Source organism: Priestia filamentosa, from assembly GCF_900177535.1.
In the GTDB taxonomy this organism is placed as follows: Bacteria; Bacillota; Bacilli; order Bacillales; family Bacillaceae_H; genus Bacillus_I; species Bacillus_I filamentosa.
Window position 1 is genome coordinate 333156 of sequence record NZ_FXAJ01000002.1, and the last position, 26659, is coordinate 359814.

Annotated in this window: 20 protein-coding genes and 1 pseudogene; 16 read left to right on the top strand and 5 right to left on the bottom strand. The window is 35.3% G+C overall.

From position 1 onward, the window contains the following. The first annotated feature begins 214 nt into the window (after positions 1-214). From B9N79_RS08810 to B9N79_RS08825, 4 genes are all read left to right on the top strand, one after another. The gene (locus tag B9N79_RS08810; protein WP_040057822.1) at positions 215-1201 is read left to right on the top strand and encodes a LacI family DNA-binding transcriptional regulator; all 987 of its coding nucleotides are present in this window, start codon (positions 215-217) and stop codon (positions 1199-1201) included. Positions 1202-1360: 159 nt separating this feature from the next. Continuing rightward, positions 1361-2602 carry an MFS transporter gene (locus tag B9N79_RS08815; protein ID WP_040057821.1) on the top strand — a complete coding sequence of 414 codons (1242 nt, stop codon included), beginning with the start codon at positions 1361-1363 and terminating at the stop codon, positions 2600-2602. 11 nt (positions 2603-2613) lie between these two features. After that, a complete protein-coding gene (locus B9N79_RS08820; RefSeq protein ID WP_040057820.1) occupies positions 2614-4086 on the top strand; it encodes a glycoside hydrolase family 32 protein in 1473 nt (490 codons plus the stop codon). Between the two features lie 49 nt (positions 4087-4135). Continuing rightward, complete coding sequence (locus B9N79_RS08825; protein WP_040057819.1) at positions 4136-5131, top strand: carbohydrate kinase family protein; 996 nt, start codon at positions 4136-4138, stop codon at positions 5129-5131. A 53-nt stretch (positions 5132-5184) separates the two neighbouring features. On the opposite strand, the gene B9N79_RS08830 is transcribed toward B9N79_RS08825, so the two are convergent. Both B9N79_RS08830 and pdxR read right to left on the bottom strand, forming a co-directional pair. Then, positions 5185-5865 carry a spermidine synthase family protein gene (locus B9N79_RS08830; RefSeq protein WP_052264277.1) on the bottom strand — a complete coding sequence of 227 codons (681 nt, stop codon included), beginning with the start codon at positions 5863-5865 and terminating at the stop codon, positions 5185-5187. Positions 5866-6217: 352 nt separating this feature from the next. After that, entirely contained in the window at positions 6218-7639 is a 1422-nt protein-coding gene (pdxR, locus tag B9N79_RS08835) for a MocR-like pyridoxine biosynthesis transcription factor PdxR (protein ID WP_046217160.1), read from the bottom strand. Positions 7640-7780: 141 nt separating this feature from the next. Between pdxR and B9N79_RS08840 the strand changes: the two genes are divergently transcribed. The 4 genes and pseudogenes from B9N79_RS08840 to B9N79_RS26490 all read left to right on the top strand — a co-directional run. Next, the gene (locus tag B9N79_RS08840; protein WP_085118140.1) at positions 7781-8677 is read left to right on the top strand and encodes a DMT family transporter; all 897 of its coding nucleotides are present in this window, start codon (positions 7781-7783) and stop codon (positions 8675-8677) included. Between the two features lie 298 nt (positions 8678-8975). Then, entirely contained in the window at positions 8976-10313 is a 1338-nt protein-coding gene (gene xylA, locus B9N79_RS08845; RefSeq protein ID WP_046217161.1) for a xylose isomerase, read from the top strand. A gap of 444 nt (positions 10314-10757) precedes the next feature. Beyond that, positions 10758-12173, top strand: coding sequence for a D-xylose transporter XylE (gene xylE, locus B9N79_RS08850; RefSeq protein ID WP_046217162.1), 1416 nt, complete (start codon positions 10758-10760; stop codon positions 12171-12173). A gap of 52 nt (positions 12174-12225) precedes the next feature. After that, a pseudogene (locus B9N79_RS26490) lies at positions 12226-12363 on the top strand (beta-xylosidase family glycoside hydrolase); the annotation flags it as partial. 98 nt (positions 12364-12461) lie between these two features. Here B9N79_RS26490 and B9N79_RS08855 read toward each other — a convergent pair. Next, positions 12462-13640, bottom strand: a complete 1179-nt coding sequence (locus tag B9N79_RS08855) for an ROK family transcriptional regulator (protein WP_019394635.1) — start codon at positions 13638-13640, stop codon at positions 12462-12464. 268 nt (positions 13641-13908) lie between these two features. On the opposite strand from B9N79_RS08855, the gene xylB reads away from it, so the two are divergent. The 5 genes from xylB (at position 13909) to B9N79_RS08880 (ending at position 21435) form a co-directional block, all read left to right on the top strand. Continuing rightward, positions 13909-15408, top strand: coding sequence for a xylulokinase (xylB, locus tag B9N79_RS08860; protein ID WP_040057814.1), 1500 nt, complete (start codon positions 13909-13911; stop codon positions 15406-15408). Positions 15409-15936: 528 nt separating this feature from the next. Next, a complete protein-coding gene (locus B9N79_RS08865) occupies positions 15937-17601 on the top strand; it encodes an alpha-keto acid decarboxylase family protein (protein ID WP_040057813.1) in 1665 nt (554 codons plus the stop codon). A 246-nt stretch (positions 17602-17847) separates the two neighbouring features. Continuing rightward, a complete protein-coding gene (locus B9N79_RS08870; protein ID WP_240516680.1) occupies positions 17848-19263 on the top strand; it encodes a pectinesterase family protein in 1416 nt (471 codons plus the stop codon). A gap of 78 nt (positions 19264-19341) precedes the next feature. Then, the gene (locus tag B9N79_RS08875) at positions 19342-20064 is read left to right on the top strand and encodes a rhamnogalacturonan acetylesterase (RefSeq protein WP_082023600.1); all 723 of its coding nucleotides are present in this window, start codon (positions 19342-19344) and stop codon (positions 20062-20064) included. 60 nt (positions 20065-20124) lie between these two features. Next, on the top strand, positions 20125-21435 hold the full coding sequence (locus tag B9N79_RS08880; RefSeq protein WP_046217163.1) for a pectate lyase family protein: 1311 nt from the start codon (positions 20125-20127) through the stop codon (positions 21433-21435). A 37-nt stretch (positions 21436-21472) separates the two neighbouring features. Here B9N79_RS08880 and B9N79_RS08885 read toward each other — a convergent pair whose 3' ends face one another. Together B9N79_RS08885 and B9N79_RS08890 are read right to left on the bottom strand one after the other, a co-directional pair. Continuing rightward, a complete protein-coding gene (locus B9N79_RS08885) occupies positions 21473-22450 on the bottom strand; it encodes a 2-hydroxyacid dehydrogenase (protein WP_040057810.1) in 978 nt (325 codons plus the stop codon). Positions 22451-22518: 68 nt separating this feature from the next. Beyond that, entirely contained in the window at positions 22519-23820 is a 1302-nt protein-coding gene (locus B9N79_RS08890) for an Nramp family divalent metal transporter (RefSeq protein WP_040057809.1), read from the bottom strand. A gap of 666 nt (positions 23821-24486) precedes the next feature. On the opposite strand from B9N79_RS08890, the gene B9N79_RS08895 reads away from it, so the two are divergent. The 3 genes from B9N79_RS08895 (at position 24487) to B9N79_RS08905 (ending at position 26453) form a co-directional block, all read left to right on the top strand. Continuing rightward, complete coding sequence (locus tag B9N79_RS08895) at positions 24487-24918, top strand: DUF4064 domain-containing protein (protein WP_046217165.1); 432 nt, start codon at positions 24487-24489, stop codon at positions 24916-24918. A gap of 372 nt (positions 24919-25290) precedes the next feature. Further along, entirely contained in the window at positions 25291-26076 is a 786-nt protein-coding gene (locus tag B9N79_RS08900) for an arylamine N-acetyltransferase family protein (RefSeq protein WP_046217166.1), read from the top strand. Positions 26077-26177: 101 nt separating this feature from the next. Next, on the top strand, positions 26178-26453 hold the full coding sequence (locus tag B9N79_RS08905; protein WP_046217167.1) for a hypothetical protein: 276 nt from the start codon (positions 26178-26180) through the stop codon (positions 26451-26453). Positions 26454-26659 lie beyond the last annotated feature (206 nt).

The following is a 26659-nucleotide window of genomic DNA, read 5'->3' on the forward strand; positions in this document are numbered from 1 at the left end:
CCCTCCTTTTTATATTATATTACAATAATTCCTATCGGGTTTCTAGTGTTTAGAGTTAATTTATTAAAATGTTAGTTAGTGGAAAAAGAATAGAATAATCATGGAGATTTTATAACTTAATGGGTGCTTCAAATAAGAAAGCGTTATCAATACTTTGTACATTATTCCATAGGAAAGGTATAATAGCTTAAGAGCATGTGAAAGGGGAAAAGCAATGAAAACAAAGATTGGAGATGTAGCAAAGCTAGCTGGAGTTTCTCCCACAACGGTTTCTCGTGTACTGAATAACCGTGGGTACATCAGTAAAGAAACAAGAGAAAATGTACATAAAGCTATGAGGGAATTAAACTACTTTCCAAATGATTTAGCACGGTCATTATTTAATAAACGAACTAACTTAATTGGCGTTATCTTCCCAACAACAAGCAATCCGTTTTATGGAGAGCTTATTTTTCATCTAGAAAATATTTGTGCTGAACAAGGCTATAAAGTATTGCTGTGCAATAGCTTAAATAGTATAGAAAAAGAAGAAAAGTATGTGGAAATGCTCCTGCGCAATCAAGTGGACGGCATAATTGTGGGTACCCATAATCACGGAATTATTGATTATCATAAGCAAAATCTAGCTGTTGTTGCTGTTGACAGATATTTATCGGAGACAATTCCGATTGTAAGCTGTGATAATTATGACGGAGGAAGAAAAGCAACAGAACTACTCGTATCAAAACAATGCGAATACATTATACATATTAACGGGCAGTCTGATATAGAAACCCCAGCGCAACAGCTTAGAAGAAAGGCATATGAGGATGTATTACACGAATGCGGCAAAAAGCCGATTACATATGAAGTCCCTCAAACATTTGATCCAAAAAGTCAGGATGAAATCATTCAGCGAATTTTAGATGAACACCCCCATGTAGACGGAGTTTTTGCGAGTAATGATTTGTTTGCGGCTTCTTTTATTCGCGAAGCAAAACGAAGAGGAAAGAAAATACCTGAGGACGTTAAAGTTGTCGGATATGATGGAACTGAAACAGCACAAACTTTATTACCTGAATTAACAACCATTCAACAGCCAATCCACTCTATTGCTCAAACGACTGTTGATATGCTGTTAAAAGGGATTAGCGGGGAGTTTCATAATATCAAAAGTGAAACAAAGCTACCTGTAACGCTAATTGAAGGTGAAACAACATAGGACATTGCCTCTAGGCAGTGTCCTATGTTGTTTTTAAAGAATTAAATTAAATTTATGAAACCGGTTGACATATGAAACCGGTTGACATAGAATTATCTGTGAAAGTGCTTTCAATAACAAATTATTCGTTTTTCATTTCTAATCAAAGGGGTTATCCAAATGAAAAGTTCAAAAATGTTGTATTGGAAGTTAAGTGCATATTTCTTTTTCTTTTTCTTTACATGGTCTGCTAGCTATTCTCTCTTTTCGATTTGGCTTGGTCAAGAGATTAAACTAAGTGGATCAGCAACTGGTTTAATCTTTTCTGTAAACGCTATCTTTGCTCTATGTATGCAGCCGATATATGGATATATATCAGACAAAATTGGTTTGAAGAAAAATATTTTATTTTTTATTAGCCTTTTACTCGTATTTGTCGGACCATTCTATATTTTCATTTATGGGCCATTGCTTCAGTACAATGTTTTGCTTGGTGCAATTGTAGGAGGGGTGTACTTAGGGGTTTCATTTCTAGCGGGGATAGGAGCCATCGAATCGTATATTGAAAAGATCAGCCGAAAATATCAGTTTGAATATGGCAAATCAAGAATGTGGGGATCATTAGGGTGGGCTTCAGCTACATTTTTTGCAGGTCAGTTATTTAACATTAATCCTAATATTAATTTTTGGATTGCTTCTGGGTCGGCGATTATTCTTGTCTTCATTATTTTGTCTATAAAAATAGAGATGACAACGTACGAAGTCGAGAAAGCCCAATCTGTTTCTTTAAAAGACGTAGGTCAACTTTTTCTTTTAAAAGATTTTTGGTTTTTAATGCTTTATGTAGTGGGTGTGACTTGCGTATATAGCGTGTATGATCAACAATTTCCGATCTACTATGCATCTGTTTTTCCAAGTGAGGCATTAGGGAACCAAGTATTTGGATATCTTAATTCTGTACAGGTGTTTTTAGAAGCAGGGATGCTGTTTTTAGCTCCGTTTATGGTAAACAAACTTGGCGCAAAAAACAGCTTACTATTAGCAGGATTTCTAATGGCCTTTCGAATTATTGGTTCAGGGCTTGTGATAGGGCCAATCGGAATTTCTTCAATGAAGCTTATTCACGCTTTAGAGCTACCAATTATGTTGATTGCGATTTTCAAATATTTAGCAATTAATTTTGATACGCGTTTATCATCCATTTTATATCTTGTCGGCTTTCAATTTGCGTCACAAGTAGGGGCAGCTATTTTATCGCCTATTTCAGGGATATTATATGATTCCATTGGGTTCCGATACTCTTATCTTGTAATGGGAACAATGGTGTTAGGTTTTACGATTATATCCATCTTCACATTGCTAGGTTCTAAGCATACTAGAGGAATACCTCAAGGTGGTAAAAATATAAAAAGAGTAGTATAGGAGGAAGTAATATGGTAATAGATCAAAAACTTCAAAAAGCTGAAGAAGCTATTAAAAAAACAACACAAAACATAAATCCTCGGTATCGATTAGGCTATCATATTATGGGAGAAGGGAACTGGATCAATGACCCAAATGGTTTGGTTCAATATAAAGGAGAATATCACGTTTTTTATCAGCATCATCCATATGATGAAAACTGGGGCCCTATGCACTGGGGTCATGTAAAAAGTAAAGATTTAGTGAACTGGGAATATGCTCCGATTGCGTTAGCACCTGGCGATGAATACGATAGGGACGGTTGCTTTTCAGGAAGTGCTGTTAACAATAACGGAGAGCTAACCCTTATTTATACAGGTCACAATTATATTAATCAGGAGGAAGACACTTTTTATCAAACTCAAAATATTGCGGTGAGTACAGATGGAGTAGTATTCGAGAAAGTAGGTCAAAATCCTGTTATTGCTCATCCTCCTGAAGACAGTGCTCATCATTTCCGCGACCCGAAAGTATGGAAGCATAATAATCAATGGTATATGGTAGTTGGAAACTCAACAAAAGATCAAACTGGAAGAGTTATCTTATATAAATCTCAGGATTTAAGAAAATGGGAGTATGTTGGGGTTCTTGCTCAAAGTGATGGAACACTAGGATATATGTGGGAGTGTCCAGACTTTTTCGAGCTAGGGGAAAAGCATATCCTGTTAATTTCCCCACAAGGGATAGAATCTAAAGGAGACGATTATAATAATCTCTTTCAAACAGGCTATTTTGTTGGCGAATATGACTACGAAAAAAATGAGTACGAAAAAGGTGAGTTTCTAGAATTAGATCATGGCCACGATTTTTATGCCGCTCAAACGCTAGTAGATGAGAAAGGCCGTCGCATTGTGATTGGTTGGATGGATATGTGGGAAAGTGAAATGCCGACAAAACAAGACGGATGGTGTGGAGCATTAACCATTCCTCGAGAGCTAACGCTCGGAAAGAACAACGCCGTTTCTATGAATCCTATAGACGAGATAGTAGAGTTGCGTGAAGCAAAGAGTGTAGAACTTGAAAACAAGAGCATTTCAGATTATCATTTAGCAAAGGAAAACAGTAGTTTACTAGAGATAAAAGCAGAGTTTGATTTAACAGATTGTAAGGCAGAATCAGTTGGATTAACGATTAAAGGCGTCGAAGAAGAGGAAGTTGTGATTACCTATCATATTAGAGATGAAAAGCTTTCTCTGGATTGCTCGAAAATGGGCAAGAAGGAAGATGGGGTGAGAACAACAGAGCTTGTGAATGATGGGAAGCTTACACTGCGCATCTTCCTTGATCGATCTTCGATTGAACTGTTTGCAAACGATGGGATGAAAACGATGACAAGTCGTATATATCCAAACGAAGAAAGATTAGGCTTGATGTGCTTTGCAAACAAAGGTGAGGTAAACGTTAAAGAGTTTACGTATTGGAAATTGAAAGATATTTGGAAGTAGAATAAGGGTGAGCAAGCGCAAGCTTGCTCACAAAATTGAGGTGTACATAATGAGCAAAATTTTTTGTATTGGTGAAACATTAATTGATTTTATTCCCGTTCAAAAGGAAAAAAGTTTAAAAGAAGTAGTTGGCTTTGAACGTGTAGCAGGCGGAGCGCCAATGAATGTTGCAATTGCAGCGGCAAAGTACGGCTGTGAAGCTGTTATGCTAACAAAAATGGCAAATGATCATTTTGGGGATCATATTATGGATGTTTTACAAAAAGCAAATGTTGATACGTCCTATATTGTTCGATCAGATGAAGGCGAAACAGGTCTTGCTTTTGTTTCAGTAGACGGATTTGGTGAGAGAACATTCAACTTTTATCGTCAAAACGCAGCTGACCTTCTTTTTTCAGAAGAGGAAATCGATGGAGAGTGGTTTAGTGGAGAAGACTTTCTTCATTTTTGCTCTGTGGACTTAGTTGACAGTCCAATGAAAATTGCGCACAAAAAAGCAATCAAGGAAATGAAGGAAAAGGGTGGAATCATTAGTTTTGATCCAAACGTGCGCCTTCCATTATGGCCTGATGAAGAAAGCTGCCGTAAAGCAATTATAGAATTTTTACCGCTTTCTCATATTGTTAAAATATCGGATGAAGAACTTTCGTTTATTACAGGCATAGAGGATGAAGAAGATGAAGAAGCGGGCATTAAGGCGCTTTTCACAGGAGATGTAAAAGTTGTTGTCTATACAAAAGGTAAACACGGCGCTTCCATTCATTTTGAAAATGGCGAAACGTATGAAGGAAAAGGATTTAAAGTAACTGTTGCTGATACAACAGGTGCTGGAGATGCTTTTATTGGCGGCTTTTTATCAGAGCTTTCACAGCATGAGATTACAAGTGAGAACTTGGTTGAACAAGTAAGAGCACATCATGAGGAGCTTCTTACTTTCGCAAATGCAAGCGGAGCGTTAACGGCATCAGTTAAAGGAGCGATTCAATCTGCTCCAGGAAAAGATCATGTATTAAGATTTATTGAAACACGGAAAACAGAGGCATAGGAAAATAATACCCCGTCTCTTTGTAGAAAAAGGCGGGGGTACTTATGTAAAGGCTACTCTACGTCTGGGGCCTCCTTAAAGACAGTGCCATTCGTATCCTCAATTACAACATCGGATTGAACTCTATCTAACCCTATAGCGATAAAAGGATTTTTTTCATCAGAACGATTGTAGAACGTTCTAACCTTAATTACGGTAGTATTTCCGTTTTCTTCTACGTCTAGAACTTCTATATTATCTCCTGACATTTCCTCCCCTAAGGATAAGACAACCGCTTTTGCCCCCTCGGAAATAGTAAACGTTTTATAGCCTTGAATGGTTGGATTTTGTTGAAGGAGAGATAAATACGAACCTATCTCATCTGAGGTTCCGATGGCAAGTCGATTTTCTTTTATAACCCAATAGTCAACTTGATTCATATACATCCGAAAACTAGAGGCGATAACAAACAAAATAACAAACGTAAAAACACTCTTTTTCCATACAATACTTTTTTCGAATAGAGTTAAAAGAAAGCAAACTACTAGAATACCGAGGCTTAATATTAAAAAAGCTATCCCGTATCCTAATGTTTCCACTTGGTAGGCTACAGCAATACTTCCAAGTAAAGATAGGAAACCAATAGTAGCTACAGTCAATACTCTTCTTCTATTTTCTATCTCTTTTGTAAAAACGTAAGTTAACAGATATAGCTCTAACCCCACAACTAGTCCAATTAAAAACATAATAAACAAGTATATTTTCTCCCCTCTCATTCCTTCATAAAAGTTAAGTGCTCCTTTATATGCACTAGAATCTCCTCAGACTCAGTAAACTCGAACGGAAACAACACGCCTTTAAGATGCTGATTTAGGAGTATTTTAGTTAAAGAAGCTGTTACAATAGCTGTTGTTTTATAATCTGACGAAGCAGAAAGAGAGAAAGTTTGGGTAGAAGGTTTCCTATTATATTTTTTATAGTCTTCCTCTAAATAAGTTATTAGAGGAATAGAGATTCAAAAGGGAATACAGTAACGAAAGGTGAATTAATTTTTAATTAGTATCAATACTGTAGTAAAGAAATAATATTGCTATTATTCGATCGTCGCTAAGATAAACTTCTAATCAACAAACCTAATTTCCTAATTCCAATCTCTAAGTCTTGCATTGAAGCATATGCATAAGAGAGTCGTATATAACGACTAGATTGTTCATGATAAATATGGCCAGGATTTAATATTATTCCTTGTGTACGAGCACGTGCATAAAGACTTTTCATAGAAATTGGGGAAAGAAGATGAATCCAAATAAAAAATCCTCCTTGAGGTTCTTCCCATGTTGCAAGTCCTTCTAAATGCTGTTTAATAAGCTTTAAAGCTACATTCTTTCTTTCCAAAAGATTCTCCCTTACTTTTTTAACATGCTCCACATATAACCCACTTTGAAACCATTCGGCCGCAACTCGTTGAGAAAGAGAGCTAGAACCATAGTCAATTTGCATTTTTATATCTGCAAGTCGGTTAATAACAGGTTCTGGTGCTGCTATCCAACCAATTCGTAAACCAGGCGTTAATGTTTTGGATAAACTGCCAACATATAAAACATGACCTGTTTGATCTAAAGATTTCAATGGTAAAGGAGGGGCTTTTTCAAACCATAGTTCTCTATAAATATCGTCTTCAATAATAGGAATTTGATGTTTTGTACACGTTTCGATAATACTTTTGCGTCGTTTCTCAGACATTAATGTTCCAGTTGGATTATGAAAACAAGGATTTGTATATAGAACAGCTTCTTTCCTTTTCTTTTTAACATGCTCTAGATGCTGGGCGAGAAGGCCTTCATGAGCTAAAGGCATTCCCGTCAGATTTATCCCCGCTGACTGAAAAATACGAAGAGAGTAAAGGTAAGAAGGTTTTTCTAAGAGAATTGTCGATCCTTTTTGTAAAAGTCCAATGGAGACAAGTTGAAGAGCTTGAAGGGCTCCTGAGACAATTAAGATTGAAGAGGGAGAGACATTAACATTCATTTTATGTAAATAAGCGCTCACTGCTTTTCGTAACGGTAAATATCCTCGTGGTTCTTCATAGCCGAAAGGAGTTATATGATTAGAGACTTTATTTATAATATCTTTCATTTTCTGAAGGGGAAACATGTCACTTGAAAGTTCACCTTTACTCAGTTGGATAAACTGCTGTTGTGACTCTGAGTTGTTGATTTCTTGGACTGTTGATCTGCTTTGTTTCAGCATTCCTGCTTCTACATGTGTATTCCAATTAAGAGAGGAAGATAGAAGATTCCATGTATTGTTTGTTACAATGGTTCCTACACCCGTTTGTGCTTCGAGTAGACCATCCGCGATTAACTCTTCTAATGCTGTAATAACTGTACTTCTATTCACATTAAATTCTTTCGCTAACTGACGTTGACTAGGGATTTTACTTCCAATAGGCCATTCACCATTTGAAATTTTTTCTTTTATATACCTCATAATTTTTTCATACTTAGGAATGCTTGTTTTACTTAACATAAGAAGTTTCTCCTTTGAAGTGGTTGGTTTTCAAAAATTTAACTGGTTGGAGACATTTTATCAAATGTTATCTAGGATAGGAACTACTTGTTAGATTTCTAGACTAACTGGTTGGATTTTATTTGATAAGGAGAGAGTAAATTGAGAAACTGGACAGTATTTTTACTTGTTTCATATGTATCTATCATCTTTTTTGGGGGGTCTTCTTTTCCAGCTATTCGTTTTGCCCTACATTCTTATACTCCTGAAAGTCTAGCTCTTTTTCGGCTACTTATTGCTTCAAGCTTTCTAGTGATTATAGCTATTGTACTGCGCATAGGTCTACCAAATATGAGAGATATTCCTATGTTAGTACTTTTAGGATGCTTAGGTTTTTCAGCTTATCATCTTTTTTTAAATAAGGGAGAAACAACCGTAGGTGGAGGGATTGCTAGTTTACTTGTGTCTACTACACCAATATTTTCACTTATATTAGAACAATTATTTTTGAGAAGAAAATGGGAGGGGAGAAAATGGTTAGGAGCTCTTGTTAGTTTCTTTGGAATTGCTTTTATCTCATTTAACCATGATTCACTTTCCTACTCTATCATTGGAATCACATTTATCCTTCTCGCTGCCTTTTCGGAAAGCTTATATTTTGTTTTCCAAACTCATTACTTACAAAAGTATGGAATGTTAGCTTTTGTGACTTATTCGATATGGGGAGGAACAATCGGGATGCTTTGGTTTTTTCCACGCCTGTTAATAGAGATAGAAGAAGCTTCTTTTTCATCTACTTTAGCTGTGACGTATTTAGGACTTTTCCCCTCTGTTTTACCTTATTTCGCTTTAGCTTATATAACCTTAAAAGTAGGGGCGTCAGAAGCCACAGCTTCGCTTTATCTTGTACCAATTGTAGCTGTCATTTTATCAGGAATATGGCTTGACGAAAAGATTACTTTACTTAGTGGAGGAGGTGGAGTAATTACATTTTTAGGACTTTTTCTGATTCATGGGAAGCAACAAATGTCACGAGCGAAAGATAATATGAATTTTTAATAATAAGATATTCAAGGATACAATTCAGAAAGATAATTTCTTCGATAATAACGTTTGACTAGAACAAGGAGTATTCTTTTTTCGCCTATTAATAACTAACAGGCCGTAAGAAAATAAAAAAAATCTGAAAAAGGGTATTGAAAGAAATAACGATTTCTTATAATATGTATTTAAGTTAGTTTGTAAGGGGAACAAACTAACTTAAACATTATTAATAAAATATAACTTATCTTTAATGATGAATCATTTTAATTTGAATGTTTAAAGTTTATCGTATCTAAACGAAGGGGGAAATAATATGGGTCAATCTTATACTAATGTAGGAACTTATTTTGGAAGCGTAAACAAAGTGTTTTATGAGGGAAAAGATTCTAACAATCCTCTAGCATTTAAGTACTACAATCCAGAAGAAATCATAGGAAATAAAACGATGAAAGAACACTTGAGATTTTCGGTAGCTTACTGGCATACATTTACGGCTGATGGAACAGATCCTTTTGGAGCTGCAACAATGCAAAGATCATGGGACAAGTATCAAGGAATGGACTTAGCTAAGGTAAGGGTAGAAGCTGCATTTGAACTTTTTGAAAAATTAGGGGTGCCTTTCTTTGCTTTCCATGATCGGGATATTGCCCCAGAAGGAAATACGTTAAAAGAGACAAATGAAAATTTAAATGTAATTATTGCTATGATAAAAGAGTACATGAAAACAAGTAATGTAAAATTATTATGGAATACAGCTAATATGTTTACTCATCCTCGTTTTGTTCATGGAGCAGCTACTTCTTGTAATGCAGATGTATTTGCATATGCAGCAGCTCAAGTGAAGAAAGGATTAGAAACAGCGAAAGAGCTTGGAGCTGAAAACTATGTATTTTGGGGAGGACGTGAAGGCTACGAAACATTATTAAACACAAATTTAAAATTAGAGTTGGACAATCTAGCTCGATTCATGCATATGGCGGTTGACTATGCAAAAGAAATTGGATTTACGGGACAATTTTTGATTGAACCAAAACCGAAGGAACCAACTACACATCAATACGATACAGATGCAGCTACAACAATTGCTTTTCTAAAACAGTATAATTTAGACAAATATTTTAAGTTGAATCTTGAAGCTAATCATGCGACTTTAGCTGGCCATACATTTGATCATGAGTTAAGGGTAGCTCGAGTCCACGGTCTGTTAGGTTCTGTTGACGCTAATCAGGGAGATCCTCTTTTAGGGTGGGATACAGATGAGTTTCCAACCGATTTATATTCTACAACATTAGCCATGTATGAAATTTTGCAAAATGGAGGATTAGGTTGTGGAGGATTGAACTTTGATGCCAAAGTACGCAGAGGATCTTTTGAGTTAGAGGACTTAGTATACTCTCATGTTGCTGGAATGGACGCATTTGCAAGGGGGTTAAAAGTTGCTCATAAATTAATTGAAGACCGCGTATTTGAAGATGTTATCGCAGAACGTTATCATAGCTTCACGGAAGGGATTGGACTAGATATTGTGGAAGGAAGAGCAAATTTTCATACCCTTGAGCAGTACGCTCTAAATAATAACTCAATTCAAAACAAATCTGGAAGACAAGAACGGTTGAAAGCCATCCTAAATCAATATATTTTAGAAGTTTAAGATGAAAAAGGAACAACTTAAGAAGTAACAAGAAAAACGACTGTATCATTTCTCGAAAAGACCCGTCAATGAATCTTTTTATATCTTTAAGTTTTCATGACGGGTTCTTTTCTATAAAACATATAAAGAGTTTGAGTCGATACTTTTATACAAGTAGAGGAGAAAAGTGTAAGAATTGCCTTGAGTTTTGATGAATATTTCCGTAAATAAAAAGTTTTCTAGAAGCGTGATTTACTACTTCAAAATAGGAAGGAGTTTAGGGGAAGATTTTAAAGATTAATCTATAAACAACTAAGTTATGAGAAACAAACCTTTACACACATTAGTTTTGTAAGCGCTTTATAAAATAGTCTTACTTAATAGAAGACGGGGGAATGTTAATTATTTAGTTCTATATAGTAGATTAATTTTCTTTGAGTTATTAAAATTTATCCCTGAAAAACGATGAAACAAAAGCGAAACTCACTTTATATTTTTTCAATTACGCTCGTAGCTGCTATCGGTGGTTTGCTTTTCGGTTATGATACTGCTGTAATATCTGGAACTGAAAAATCAATAGAAGCCTATTTAATAGAACCTTTAGGTTTAGGATCGCTAGCACATGGAGCAACAATTTCTAGTGCATTAATTGGTTGTATCATTGGCGGTATAGTATCCGGTTATTTTGCATCAAATTTTGGACGTAAATATTCTCTTATTGTCGCAGCTGTCCTTTTTCTTCTATCAGCTTTAGGGTCTGCTTATCCTGAGTTCTTATTTTTTACAAAGGGAGAACCATCCCTTCCTCTATTACTTATGTTTAATTTATATCGTATTATAGGGGGAATCGGTGTCGGCTTAGCCTCGGCTATTGTGCCAATGTATATAGGAGAGATTGCACCTGCAGATATTCGTGGCCGATTAGTATCATTCAACCAATTTATGATTATTTTTGGGATGCTAGTCGTTTATTTTGTTAACTGGGGGATTGCTAATGGGCAGTCATTAGAATGGATAAATAACATAGGGTGGAGATATATGTTCGCTTCAGAAATAGTTCCAGCCTTCTTATTTTGTGTATTTCTACTTTTTGTACCAGAAACACCTCGATATCTAGCAATTAAAAACCAAGATGATAAAGCATTAAATATTCTTACTAAAATTAATGGCTCTTTAGAAGCGGAAGCCATTTTAAGTGAAATTAAGCAAACCGTAAAAGTAAGTATCAATTCTGAAAAGCTTTTTGCTTACGGGAAATTAGTGATTGTGGTAGGAATCATGCTCTCAGTATTTCAGCAATTTGTCGGTATAAATGTTGCTCTGTATTATGCACCACGTATTTTTGAAAGCATGGGAGCTGCAAAAGATGCTTCGATGTTACAGACCATTGTTATGGGATTAGTCAATGTTATCTTTACCATTGTTGCTATTTTAACAGTTGATAAGTGGGGACGTAAACCATTACTAACAATAGGATCCATTGGTATGGCGATTGGAATGTTTGGTGTGGCAGGAATGGCTTTTCTAAATATTATTGGCATTAGCACTTTAATTTTTATTATTATCTACACAGCTGCTTTTATGTTGTCGTGGGGGCCGATATGTTGGGTGTTAATTTCTGAGATTTTCCCTAATAGAATTCGTGGACAGGCCGTTGCGATTGCAGTAGCTGCTCAATGGGCTGCTAACTATCTAATCTCATCTACTTATCCAATGATGATGGAATATAGCAGCGGCTTAACTTATGGTTTCTATGGGCTAATGAGTGTATTTTCCGCTCTATTTGTTTGGAAGTTTGTCCCTGAAACAAAAGGGAAGACGCTTGAACAAATGGAGAATGAATGGAAACAAACTAAAGTTGATCATCATGAAGTAGTATAAAGTTATTCTTCCGGTTTTAACATTATATAGACACGAATATCTCTCTTTGAAAGAGTCTAAAAAATGATCAGATGATTATGTTCATGGAGAGGGATTTTCTACAGAAGCTTTCGTAGGAATGCAATGTCAAGATACGAGCGGTCAAAATATTCAAGCTGTCTTTAAATATTTTAGTTATAAGGAAAAATAATATGAATCAAAAGGAGACTTTTACTTTTGCCAAAGTCTCCTTTTGATTTATTTGTTTCTATAATATAGTCATTTTTCTTGAATTTAAAATTTAGAGTTTTAATTATTATAAATTTGTTCCTTAGAGAAATATAAACTTTTAATGCCAAGGAAGTGTTGAATATTTAAATAAGTTGCTCCAATTAAAATTGCTCGATTTCCTAGGGAAGAAGAGGTTACTTCTATGTCGTCAATCATAAAGCATGTTAATTCTTCTTTTATTGTTTCTAACAATGAAGGTATTGTACGAATCAATTCACTATTAAGGAAAATAACATCAGGATTATACGTATTATTAACATTATTAATAGCGATTGAAATATATTTAGCTGTTTCTTTTAACAACTTAATTGTTTCTTCATTGTTTTGTTCAACAGCTTGAGCTATTTGATGAAAGGAAGATTGGTGTCCTTCCCAATTTAGTAAGCTGAAGCGTTCTAAGATAGCTTTTTCGGAATAGTATTGCTCAAGGCACCCTCTATTCCCACATGGACATGCTTTTCCACCTGGAAATAGAATAGTATGTCCAATTTCTCCGGCATAACCATTTTTTCCATAGTGCAATTCTTTATCTAGTATGATACCTGCGCCAATTCCAGAGTGGATACTAATGCTAACTAAATTGGAGAAATGTGAATGATAGGCTAATTCGGCAATTGCTGAGAGGTTCGCTTCATTCTCAATTAGGACTGGGATACCTGTTTCTTTTTCAATGATCTCTACTAAATTAAGTTTATTCAGATCATAATAAGGAGTGAAAATGATCTCATTGTCCAAGGTTACACCATGGATTGCTATTGCTATTCCAATTATGCCGTATTCAGTAGGAGGAGCTTGTTCTTTGCAAAGTCGATATATATCTAGAATAGAGTTACAAACGTTATGTCTATCTATTTTAATATTTTCTTGATAGTGCTCTTGTATAATAGAACCATCAAGATAAGTAAGCATGAAAGCAATATAATTATACCCAACGTCAATACTAATGGATATTCCAGCCTTCGCAATAAACTGAAGAATAATGGGTCTTCTTCCACCAGCTTGTGTACTTGTTCCAATGCCTGTTTCCGTAACAAGTTTCCGATCAATTAAGGTTTTTACAATCTCCGAAACAGTCGCCTTATTTAAACCACATATTTTTGCTAATTCTGCACGTGAGAGGGGGCCACTTTTAATAATTTCTTCGAGAATAACTAGTTCATTTTGTTTCCGTATCGTATATTTATCTGTTGTTTCCATGCATGTACCTCATTTCCTCATCTCTAGATTAATGATATTAGTTTATCGTTTAAAAATTTATTTGTCTAACTGATGTAAGCGGTTGACAATAGAGTTATATATAATTATTATAATGATATTAGTTAGTTTACCGTACTAACATACTCAAGGTCAAATATAATAGCCATAGAACTAGGATTTCATAGCGTTTTTTCATAGAAATGAAGTTTGTGAATTGATTAGAGATTTACAGAATAGTCTTTTTTATGTAGATAAAGGAGTGAAAATAATGAAATATGTAATTGGAATCGATATAGGAACGAGCGCTGTCAAAACGATTTTGGTTAATGAACAGGGAGAAGTTTGTGGAGAAGTTTCTAAAAGTTATCCACTTATTCAAGAGAAGGCAGGATACAATGAGCAAAATCCGGAAGACTGGGTGCGACAAACAATTCAGGCCTTGGCTGAGCTTGTTTCCATATGTCAAGTTCAAGTTAATAATATTGAAGGGATTAGTTATTCCGGGCAAATGCATGGACTAGTGTTGCTTGATCAAAATCAATGTGTGTTACGTAACGCGATATTATGGAATGATACAAGAACAACTTCTCAATGCAGGAATATAGAAGAGGTATTTGGAGAACAGTTGTTGGAGATTACCAAGAACCGTGTTCTAGAAGGTTTTACATTGCCTAAAATCTTATGGGTGAAGGAACATGAACCCGAAATCTTTGAAAAAGCAGCCCTTTTCCTGCTTCCTAAAGACTATGTAAGATTTAGGATGACAGGCACCATTAATAGCGAGTTTTCAGATGCAGCGGGAACTTTGCTATTACACGTAACACGGAAGAAATGGGACTATGATATCTGTAAACGCTTTGATATTCCTACAGAGATCTGTCCACCGCTTGTTGAATCACATGATTGTGTAGGAACGCTGCTTCCTAATATTGCAGAGGAGACAGGATTATCTAAAAAAACGAAAGTATTTGCAGGTGGAGCTGACAATGCATGTGGAGCCATTGGTGCTGGTATTCTCTCTTCAGGCAAAACGTTATGTAGCATTGGTACATCTGGGGTCATTCTTTCATATGAGGAAGATAAAGAAAGAGATTTTAAAGGAAAAGTTCACTTTTTTAACCATGGAAAGAAGGATGCGTTTTATACAATGGGGGTTACGCTTGCTGCAGGTTACAGTTTGAACTGGTTTAAAGAAACGTTCTCTCAAAATGAAACATTTGAGCAGTTGTTGCATGGAGTAGAATCTGTCCCAATTGGATCTAATGGACTGTTATATACCCCGTATCTAGTGGGAGAAAGGACTCCACATGCTGATTCTCTTATTCGAGGAAGCTTTATTGGAATGGATGGATCTCATAAAAAAGAGAACTTTGTAAGAGCAGTTATGGAAGGGATTACATTCTCTCTTCATGAGTCCATTAAGCTATTCCGGAAAGAAGGAAAAACAGTTGATACAATTATCTCAATTGGTGGCGGAGCCAAGAACGAAATATGGCTTCAGATGCAAGCTGATATTTTTAAGGCCAAAGTAATTAAGCTAGAAAGTGAACAAGGTCCGGCAATGGGAGCAGCCATGCTAGCTACTTTTGGAAGTGGATGGTTTGATTCACTTGAACAGTGTGCAGAAGAATTTATTAGAGAGACATCAACATTTTATCCTAAAGAATCGAATGTAGAGAGATATGAAGCTCTATTTAATATTTATGAAGAGGTTTATTTTAAAACAAAAGATTTAAATGCTGCATTAGCTGCATTTAGAGACCGATAACAAATTTTATGAGACGTGAAAAATGATTATTAAATAGAATATCAAATTTAAAGAGTTAAAGAACAATTTATTAAGAACAGAATGAAAATATATGAAGGCAACCTCAACTTTTCTCCAGATTCAAAATTATAATGGAGAAGTTTTTATTGAAATTAGAAACAATTTGAAGAAGTAATGAGGTTCCTACTACCTTATGTAACTGTCTATCTACATCTTCCTTTTCTAGAACTAGCTCACGGAACTTTAAAAATAGTGGTCTTAGGAGTCATTTTTCTCTTTATCTTGTTCAAATTTCAGCTTTAATAAGAGAAATAACTATTTTATAGAAGAAATTTCTTATTTGAGGAAAAAGGATACCAAGTTTCACTGTGCAAAGAAGGAGAACTTCTCCCTAAGGAAATCTATTTTATAACTTTCGGAAAATAGGATAAAATAACTAAAAAATGTAAAGTTCCTATTTCTCGTGTTTATGAACAATGATAAAAAGGGAATGAGAAAGTTAGATATTAAGATAAGGTGGAATAGACAGTGAAAAAAGACTATACAATTGGCGACTACTTACTAGACAGACTAGCCCAAATTGGAGTTCAGCACGTTTTTGGCGTTCCTGGTGATTATAATTTAATGTTTTTAGATGAAGTTCTAAAACATAAAGAGTTAGAATGGATTGGTAACTGTAATGAGCTTAATGCTGCATATGCTGCTGATGGATATGCAAGATTGAACGGCATCGGAGCTGTTATGACTACATTTGGGGTTGGTGAGTTAAGTGCAGTAAACGGAATTGCTGGTTCATATGCTGAACATGTTCCCGTTGTTAAAGTCACAGGGGCTCCAACAACAAAAGTAATGAAAGAAGGCGCTTACGTTCATCATACATTAGGAGACGGAAACTTCCATCGTTTTTCAACGATGTTCAGGGAAGTAACGTGTGCTCAAACAATATTAACAGTTGAAAATGCGAGCCAAGAGATTGACCGAGTACTTCTTGCTTGTTTAACAGAAAAAAAGCCTGTTCATATTGTGCTTCCTATTGATGTATATAATAAACCTGCTAATAAGCCTAAGAAACAACTTTTAGATGAAGAAATGAAGAGCAATGAAAAAGCAATGGACGAGATGCTTACCAATTTATTAATGAAAATAAACAAAGCGAAAAAGCCGGTAATTTTAGCAGATTATGAAGTGTACCGCTATAAAGCGGAAAAAGAGTTAATGCACTTTGCTGAAAAGAGCGGCTTTCCCCTTGCAACGTTAAGTATGGGAAAAGGGGTTTTTGATGAAACACACCCTCAATTTATCGGTGTTTATAATGGAGACTTAAGTGATTCTTATATTAAACAAAGAATAGATGAATCTGATTGCATTATAAGTGTAGGAGTGAAGTTAACAGATTCTATCACAGGCGGGTTTTCACAAGGGTTCTCTGAAGAAAATGTGATTCATCTTCATCCTTTATCTGTTGAGGGGGAAGGAGAAAAATATGCACCTCTTACAATGAAAGATACGTTGAATACATTAGCTCATCACGTCAAAAAACGAGAGAGAGAAGAAATGGACATTATTTCAACTACTTCTCGGCAACAACAACCATTTGAAGCAACAGACGAAAAACTTACGCAAACGCGATTCTTTGAGCGTCTTTCTTATTTTATAAAAGAAGATGATGTACTCCTTGCTGATCAAGGAACTTCCTTTTTTGGTGCAGCAACAATGCCGTTAAAAAAAGGAGGGACATTTATTGGTCAGCCATTGTGGGGATCTATTGGCTATACGCTTCCTGCAGTACTTGGAAGTCAGCTTGCGGACAAAGAACGTCGCAACATTCTTTTAATAGGAGATGGTTCCTTCCAGCTTACAGCTCAAGAACTTTCGACCATCATTTATCAAAAAATTAAGCCCATTATTTTTTTAATCAACAATGATGGATATACAGTAGAACGCGCTATTCACGGTGAAAACAAGTCTTACAATGATATTGTTATGTGGGATTACGAAAAACTTCCGAGCATTTTTGGTCCAAAAGAAGCAAGCGAAACGTTTAAAGTACAAACGGAGCAGGAGCTTGATGATATGTTAAACAAGATAGAACATCATGATAAGCTTGTTTTCGCTGAAATCAAAATGAACAGAGATGATAAACCTGAATTACTCACAGAGCTCTCTAAACGATTTTCGAGTCAAAATTCATAGGATAAGCCTCCACTCATATAGGGGTGGAGGCTTTTTGTAAATTACGGAAATTAGGTCTATTTTCCTTGTTGAAGTTCCTAATGTAAAAGTTAACTAAAAATTAAAAAAATTATTGCAAATCTTAACTCATCCTATATAATAAATTTTAGACTCACAGAAAGAGAGGCGAAGTAATTGAAATTTAGTGGGAAAAAGAGAAAAGTAATTATTTATTCTGCCACAATGTTGACTATGATGGGAGGGGGATTGCCTAATACAATTTATGCACACGATAACATTAATATAATCGCACAGAATATGAGCTTAAATGAAAACGAACATGTAAAAGATGTTGTGAGCAGCGGAGATCTTGCAAAACTGTATATGCTCGGCATCTTATCAAGTGAAGGTGTTTCACAAGGGAAAATGCCAAGCAGTGAGATAAAGATCGATAAGGCAGAACTTGTAAAAAGTGACCTTATTGCGGTTACATTTAGTACAAATATAGAAAGAATAGATAAAAATGATATCGTTTTCAAAGAAGGTCAGGATGTTATTTCAATCCAAAACATGAATCAAAGTGTAAATAAAAAAGGGCAAACCGTTGTTCTTTTTCACACCTCTACGAAAATTAGAGGTAACGTATATGTTGAAGTAGTGAGAAAAGAAGCCAATCAACCTCTAAAACAAGATGAACGCCAAAAACTTCAGGATATAAGGGAAAGAGTCGAGAAAATAGGAAAAGTAGTCACAGTTTCAAAAGATGACAAGGGAGATTATCATACAGTTCAAGAAGCGATTAATGTGATCCCTTCTGGAAACAAAGAGAAAGTTACCGTCTTTATTTTTAACGGGGTCTATAAAGAAGTTGTCACAATATCTGAAGATAAAGACTTTGTTTCACTTATTGGTGAAAACGTTAACAAAACAAAACTTACGTATGATAACTATTCAGGGAAGGAGAAACCTGGAGGCGGAACGTATGGAACATCAGGAAGCGCAAGCGTTTATATATATGGCAATGATTTTACGGCTGAAAATCTCACATTTGAAAATTCATTTGATGAAAAAAGTGTAGATGTAAAAGATGAGCAAGCTGTTGCCGTATATACAAAAGGCGAACGACAAGTTTTTAAGAATACGAGATTTATTGGAAACCAAGATACATTGTACACGAAAGAAGGCACACAATACTTCTACAAATGCTATATTGAAGGAGATGTCGATTTTATCTTTGGGGGTTCTCAAGCCGTATTTGAAAAATGCGATATTATGTCTCTAACGAGAGGATCTTCAACTGTAAATGGATACGTCACAGCGCCAAGCACTCGAATAACAGATGAATATGGCTATTTATTTATTAAAAGCAGGCTTTTAAGTAATGCAGAGGAGGGAACTGTCTATCTTGGCAGACCGTGGCATCCAGGTGGCGACCCTCATGCAATTGGAAGCGTTGTGTTTAGAGAAAGTTATCTTGGATCGCATATTAATAAACAAGGATGGACAGACATGTCAGGCTTTTCTTATCGTGATGCACGGTTTTATGAGTATAAAAACCACGGTCCAGGAGTTGCTTTTAATAACTCACGGGAACAATTAACAAGAGAAGAAGCAAATCAGTATACAGTTCAAAATGTATTAAATGGCTGGAATCCAAAAGAAAAAGTAGAATCTGAGGGATAGGTGAAGAAAATGAAAAAGAAAATTCATTTTATATGTCTTCTACTTCTCCTATTGAGTTTAAGTATTGGAGGAATAAGAGTGCAAGCAACAAGTTCTATTTCACAATCTTATAAAAGTAAAGTGGCAGTCTATCTTGTGGGAGATTCGACTGTTTCAACCTATGATTCTTCCGTTGCGCCGAGGGCTGGATGGGGGCAAGTTTTTGAGGAAGAGTTTCGTCATAAAGTGACGGTCAGAAATGAAGCGCAATCTGGTCGAAGCTCAAAAAGTTTTATTGATGAAGGAAGGTTAGATGCTGTTCTAAGCGAAATTCAAAAAGGAGACTATCTTTTTATTCAATTTGGGCATAATGACGAAAAAATAGAAGACCCGAGTCGCTATACAGAGCCTTCTACTACGTATAAAAGCTACTTGAAACAATATATTGATGGAGCTCGTGCTAAAAAAGCGACGCCTATTTTAATTACACCTGTTGAACGTAGACGTTTTACAGAAGAAGGAATTGCTTATAATTCTCACGGGACATATCCCCAAGCAATGAAAGAGCTAGGAAAAGAAGAAAATGTGCCTGTTATTGATTTAACAGAGAAAAGTAAAGCATTGTATCAAGAACTTGGCATTGAAAAAACAAAAGACCTTTTTCTTTGGCTCGAAAAAGGAGAACATCCTAACTATCCAGATGGAGTAATTGATAATACGCATTTTCAGGGAAATGGGGCAAGAGAAATTTCCCATCTTGTCGCAGAAGGTGTAAAAGAACTAAAAATTGTCCCGTTAAAGAACTACCTTAACAAAGAATAAGCTCATTTTCATTCATTAAAATGTTAACGTTAACATTTTAATTTAAAGGAGGAATTTAAGATGAAAAAAGTAGTGAAAGCACTTGTGTTAGCATCCCTTCTTATTGGAGGTAGTACTTCAACGGCATCAGCAGCTTCTAGCAATCTCGGAAAAGAGACGCTTGCTTCAAATGATGGTTGGGCTTCCTATGGAAAAGGAACAAGGGGCGGCTCAGGAGCAGACAGTCGTCATACATTTACAGTGAAAAATAGAAGTGAGTTTGTCCGTGCTCTTTCAGAGGGCGGGAATACGCCAAAAATTGTTTATATTGAAGGATCAATTGATTTTAATGTTGATGAAAACAATCAACCTGCAACAGCTGAGCACTATGCAAAAAAGTGTGGCTATGATTTTAATGCTTACCTTAAAGCTTACAACCCGGAGAAGTGGGGGTATGATAAAGAAGTAAGCGGACCGCTTGAAGATGCACGAGTATGTGCCCAAAAAGAACAGAAAAAGCAGGTTGTTGTGAATGTTCCTTCTAATACGTCTATTATCGGAGTAGGCAAGGATGCTAAAATTTTAGGAGGAAGTCTTAATATTAGTGGAGTAGAAAATGTTATTATTCGAAATCTTGCATTTGAAGCACCGAGAGATTTCTTTCCACAATGGGATCCAACTGATGGAGATCAAGGAGAGTGGAACTCTGAATATGACAATATTGTAGTTACAAATGGAGCAGAACATGTCTGGGTAGATCACAATACATTTAGCGATGGTCGCTATCATGATGAAGGATTTGGTGAGTATTTTGGGCGCAAATTTCAACAGCATGATGGACTATTAGATGTAACAAACACAGCAAGCTATGTGACTGCCTCTTACAACGTTTTTCAAGACCATGACAAAGTCTCCCTTATCGGATCAAGCGATAGTAAGACAAGTGATCGAGGGCGTCTAAAAGTAACCCTTCATCACAACTACTATAAAAATTTAACGCAGCGCTTACCTCGTGTTCGCTATGGTGAAGTTCATGTGTACAACAACTACTATGAATTCGCAAGAAGTACGGATTACTCATTTCAATATGCATTAGGAGTTGGAATAGAATCTAAGATTTATGCACAAAACAACTACTTCTCGTTTGATTATAATGTACCTCTAGGGAATATTATTAAAGATTGGAAGGGGACATCTATTTATGAAGAGGGTTCGTATGTAAAGAGCCCAGCAGGAGAGAGTCAAGTTGATTTACTTCAAGAAACAAATAAAGAAAATAGCACAGTATTAGATGAAAGTGTAGGCTGGAAACCTTCTTTATATAAAAAAATTCATCCAACCCAATCTGTGCCAGGAACTGTAAAAGCACAAGCAGGCGCAGGGAAACTGTAAAAAGAAAAGCCTTTGTAGTTAACTACAAAGGCTTTTCTTATTTTACCCCTATGCTTCCTTTAATAAGATTAGGAGGGGTTTCTCCTTTTACTCCAGCTACTAGATTTTTGGCCCCAAGCATTGCCATTTTAAGACGTGTTTCAGCTGTAGCAGAGCCGATATGTGGTAACGTTACAACGTTTTTCATAGAAAGGAGGGGATTGTCTGGGCTCACTGGTTCTTGTGCAAATACATCAAGTCCAGCTCCTAAAATTTCTTCTGCTCTTAAAGCATTTATAAGGGCTTCTTCATCAACGGTTTTACCTCTCGACCCGTTAATAAAGATAGCGCTTTGTTTCATAAGCTCAAACTCACGTTTTCCCATTAGTCCCTCTGTTTGGGGAGTAAGAGGCGTCATTAAGCAAACAAAATCAGACTTCTGGAGCAGCTCTTCTAAGGAACAATATGTTGCATTATATGTTTGTTCTTCTTCTTCTTTTCGAGAACGTCCATGATACAAGATATCCATATCAAAACCAAAATGCGCTCTCTTGGCAATAGCGGAGCCAACTCCTCCCATACCAATGATTCCTAATGTTTTATGGTGAACATCAACACCAAAATGCTCCTCTTTCAATGTTTCTTTCCATTCGCTATTTTTAACAAACTGATCTAATTCAGGCATTCTGCGCGCTGTTGCAAGCAAAAGGCCAAAAATTGTATCTGCAACAGTATCATTTAACACATCAGGCGTATTTGTAGCGATAATATTTCGTTTGGATAACTCCTCCAAATCGAGATTGTCATAGCCAACAGATGTATTACACACTATTTTGAGATGTGGAGCACGATCTAGTAAGTCTTCATTCACCTTCAAACCGGAGCCTAGCAAAGCATCCGCATCTTTTAATTTTTCTAAAAATGTTGGATAAACATCTGAATGTAGCTTCTCAAAATAAATGACCTCACACGTCTCTCTTATAAAGTTCAAAACCTTTTCATCCATTTTTTTATATACGATAACTTTTGGTTTCATGAAGTTTCCTCTTTTCTTTTAATTGTTCACTTTATAAAATTTCTATTTTATATCCTTAAACCCCTTTTTTAAAAGAATCCTATTGCGAGTTGGATAGAAGACCAAAGAGCTAAAGCTGTTGCAAGAAATAGGCATAAGTTTTCAAACCAGTTGTTGCGATATTTTCCCATAAGCCTTTTGTTATTAGATAAAACAAGCATACCAATGGCAATAACAGGGAAGCCAACGACGTTTAAAGCATTCACTAAGAGTGTCAGCGTAATAAAACCAGGCATTCCAGGAATTGACCAAATGATTGGCGTAACGAGCACAAAAAGCATAATCCATTTGAATAAAGGATCGTTATTATATTTTCCGTCATATTTTTCTTTTCGTTTCTTATTAATCACGTAGTAGGCATCTGTAATAAGTCGTGGATATCCTGTCGATTTTCCAACAATGCTCGCAAATAAAACGCCAAAAACTCCAAGGTAGAAAATAAGCCAACCTATTTGACCTAGCTGCATTTGCAGAGCTGCTCCAAGATCATCAATTGTTTCAACTTCAATGCCCTTTGGTTTTAATATTTCGGCTCCGATAATCCAAATGGCTAAATTAATCACAATACAAACCCCAATGGCAAAAAGTAAATCATTACGCTGAATTTTTAAGTGTTTCGGTTTTGTCCAGCCTTTTTCTTTTAAAAAGTACGGATGTACAAAGTTCGAAATAGATCCAGCCACAGCCCCAACTATTGAAACTGCTAACAAAAAAGCACCATGTAAGCCTGTGTCACTTGGAATGCTAAACCCAACTGTACCTTTTACAATTTCCCCAAAGTCAGGGGATGACTGAACGGCCAAAACAATAAAAGCCACTGTCAATAACCCTAAAATAATTTTCATCACATTTTCAATCGTGTTATAAATGTTTCGTCCGATTAACAATAAAATAAGGACAACAACAATAACAGATCCTAAGAATGGCTGATTAATATGAAGGAGCGTTGATAATACTTCACCAGCTCCTTTGATCATATATGAATTAAAAAGATGGCCCATGATGAGCGCATATACTAAAAGAAAATAAGCAAAAAAAGGATGAATTCGTCCGTAACCTTCTAAGAGAGACAAATTTTCGTTATTGCAAAGCTGAAAACGTGCAATAACATTTACAATGAGAAATCTGAGAAGAAGAGAGAGAGCTAAAATCCACATTAAGCTGTATCCATAGGAAGCTCCGGCAACAGAAGAAGTCACTAAATCTCCCGCACCAAGCCATGTTAAAACTGCTAAAATACCTGGACCAAACGTTTTAGTGAACTTTGTTAAAAAAGACTGTCTTTTTTCAATTACAACTTCTGTACTTTGTAAGTTAGACTCATTTTTCATTTAAATCCCCCTTGTAAACTTTGGATACGCTTTCATTTTAGGCGTTAAGTAGTTTTAACAAGATGAAAAAATACAGAGGATGTCAACCCAAAGAAGAGTAATTAAGAGAAAAGTCGCTAGTGGGATGTAAAGTAGAGATATTGTAGTAGTAACGATAATAGTAAAACAGTAAGTTAGGAATTATTAGATTTAAAAAAGAGCAAAATGAACCTTAAAGTAAATCCCTCCCTAAATAATATTCTGAATAATCAAATTTATTGTAAGACAAATAAAAATGTAAGTCAATAAAATATTAGAATAGCAAACTTAAAAAAGATAAGAAGAACGAAAAAGGAGCTTAATGATGGATAAAAACGGGAATGAAATCTTTGATTGAAACGGTTAAAGAGAGGGGATCCTATATTTTTTACAGACAAGGGATAAGAAACTGGATAAGAAAATAAAATGATTAAAAAGAGCCGAAAAAGGATTGAATCCTAGAGGTCATAAATAAAAATGGAAAACTGATTACCTTAATTTTAACTTAATTTGTACTGAACCTCTTTCACTCTTTAATAAAAACTATTAAAATGTAATTTAGGAAGAAATTGGTTGTAATGAGGTCTTTATTTCTCTAATAGATGAGAAATAAGAACTTATCATGTAAAAAGACTAAGGAGGAAGAACATGAGTAGAGTTGTAGAAATTGTGTTTTCGGTAATTGGAATTGTGCTTTTTTTAGTTATTTCAGTAGGGAGCGGTTTTGTACTTGCTCTTCCACAAGACAATCAAGACGTACAAGACGGTTTTCAACAAGCTATAGATAAAAGCAATATTACGAACATTAGTGCAAGTGAGATGGCGTCTGCTGTTAATGATGGAGCTCTTTATCTACTTATTGTAACGCTTATTTGCGCTATATTAGGAATTGTTTCTATCATTTATTTAAAAGGAAATAAAAAACCTAAGCTAGCAGGGGGAATTTTAATTGTCACAGCTATTCTTGGAACAGTTGCAACATTTATTCTAGGTATATTTGGTGGGATTGCCTATTTAATCGCTGGAATCATCGCACTTGTTCGTAAATCAAAAAAAGTAGAAACTAGTAGAACATATTAGAGGAATTTAAGATTTTATTGGCTATTGGATGAAGGGGAAACTATGAGTCAGTTAAGAAAACAGCATGACTATAAGAGGGGAAATTATACATAAGGAAACCTTTCCAGAACTCACTGTGGGAGAAGAAAAGGTTATTCTAAAACTAAACAGAGTTTTCTAGAGTATAATATTATTATTTTTCGAACTGAAGTTGATCAAGCTTCTTTTGAAGAAATCTTTGTCAATATGAAATAGCATCAAAAAAGCGGCTTCACTATTGGGTGAAGCCGTTTTTTTATTTTGCCATTGACCAAATGAGCAGATATGAGCTATTTAGTTGTGATTTAAAACCGTTCATAACATACTTAGTATAGAAGATAAGGAGGAAATGTTATGAAGAAAATAAATACATTATTACGAGAGCGTATTGGTATGTCACAAGAAGAAAAAATAGAATTTGATAATTTACACACACTCCTTCCTCAATTAGCAAAAGAACTTCCTTTTGAAAATCTATGTATTATTGAAAATAGAACAAGTGAACTTACAGAAGAAAATTTGGCACATAAATTTTTTACACGAAATGAAGGGGGAGTATGCTATGAGCTAAACTCTCTTCTCTATTTATTTCTTGTGGAAAATAACTTCGATGTAAAGCTTGTACGAGGCGTTATTTATGAAAACGAAAATAACAAATGGAACGATATCGGGAAGACCCACGTTACTATCCTTATTACGTATAAAGAGAAAATCTATTTAATTGATACAGGATTTGGAGGGAATCTACCGTTAAAACCTGTTCCATTAACAGGGGAAGAAGTTCATTCTAGTAACGGAGATTTTAGAGTAAGGAATATAAAAACAGAACATGGTAACTATATTTTTGAAATGAAAGTAAGAAATAAAGATAGTGACTGGAAGTGGGGCTATGCTTTTGATGCATTGGAGTCTATTGGAGAGATTGGAGAACTAAACGAAGTTCAGGATATTATTGTGAATCATCCACAATCTCCTTTTAATAAGAAACCGCTTATAACGCGTTTAACCCATGATGGAAATGTAACAGCAACTGAACAATCTTTTACAGAGTGGAAAGATGGAAAGATGACGAAAAGAGAAATGAATAGGGAAGAATTCGAGAAATTAATCCAAAACTATTTTGGATTTAAAAAAGTGTAAATTTAGCATGAAAGCATGAAACTATAGGAAAGTGGAGCTCGTCTAAAGGGAGCATTAAAAAGTAAAGAACGGATTTTTGTATGAAAAAGGAGCCCAAACACATGTCCAAAACATTTACTGTCTTATCATATGTTCTATTTTTTACTCCCTTTATTCTTATTTGCAACTTCTTATTTAACATTGTTCCACTTGAAAAAATTCAAGGAATGCCTGTTTTTCTTCCCCTACTATTTTGTCCAATTGGCATTTTCTTTGCTTTACGAGCTTATACAACGAGGAAAAGAGCAATTTCCTTTATTGGAGCTATAGCAAATGGTCTTTTATTTCTCTTTCCTATTATGTATATGATCATTGGAACAGCCTTGTTTGGAGTTTAAAGTAGAATGCCAGTTAGAAAGGACCCAAATCTTAATGCATAGTTTTGGGTCTTTTTTTGTTTTTGAAAAAAATAAATATCAGAAAATAAAGAATATTATTGACATAAACAAAACAAAGTCAATATAATAATAAATAATAACAGAAATAAACAAATGGAAATAAAGGTTCATTTATTGTTTTTATGTTGAAAGACATTATTTTTTGA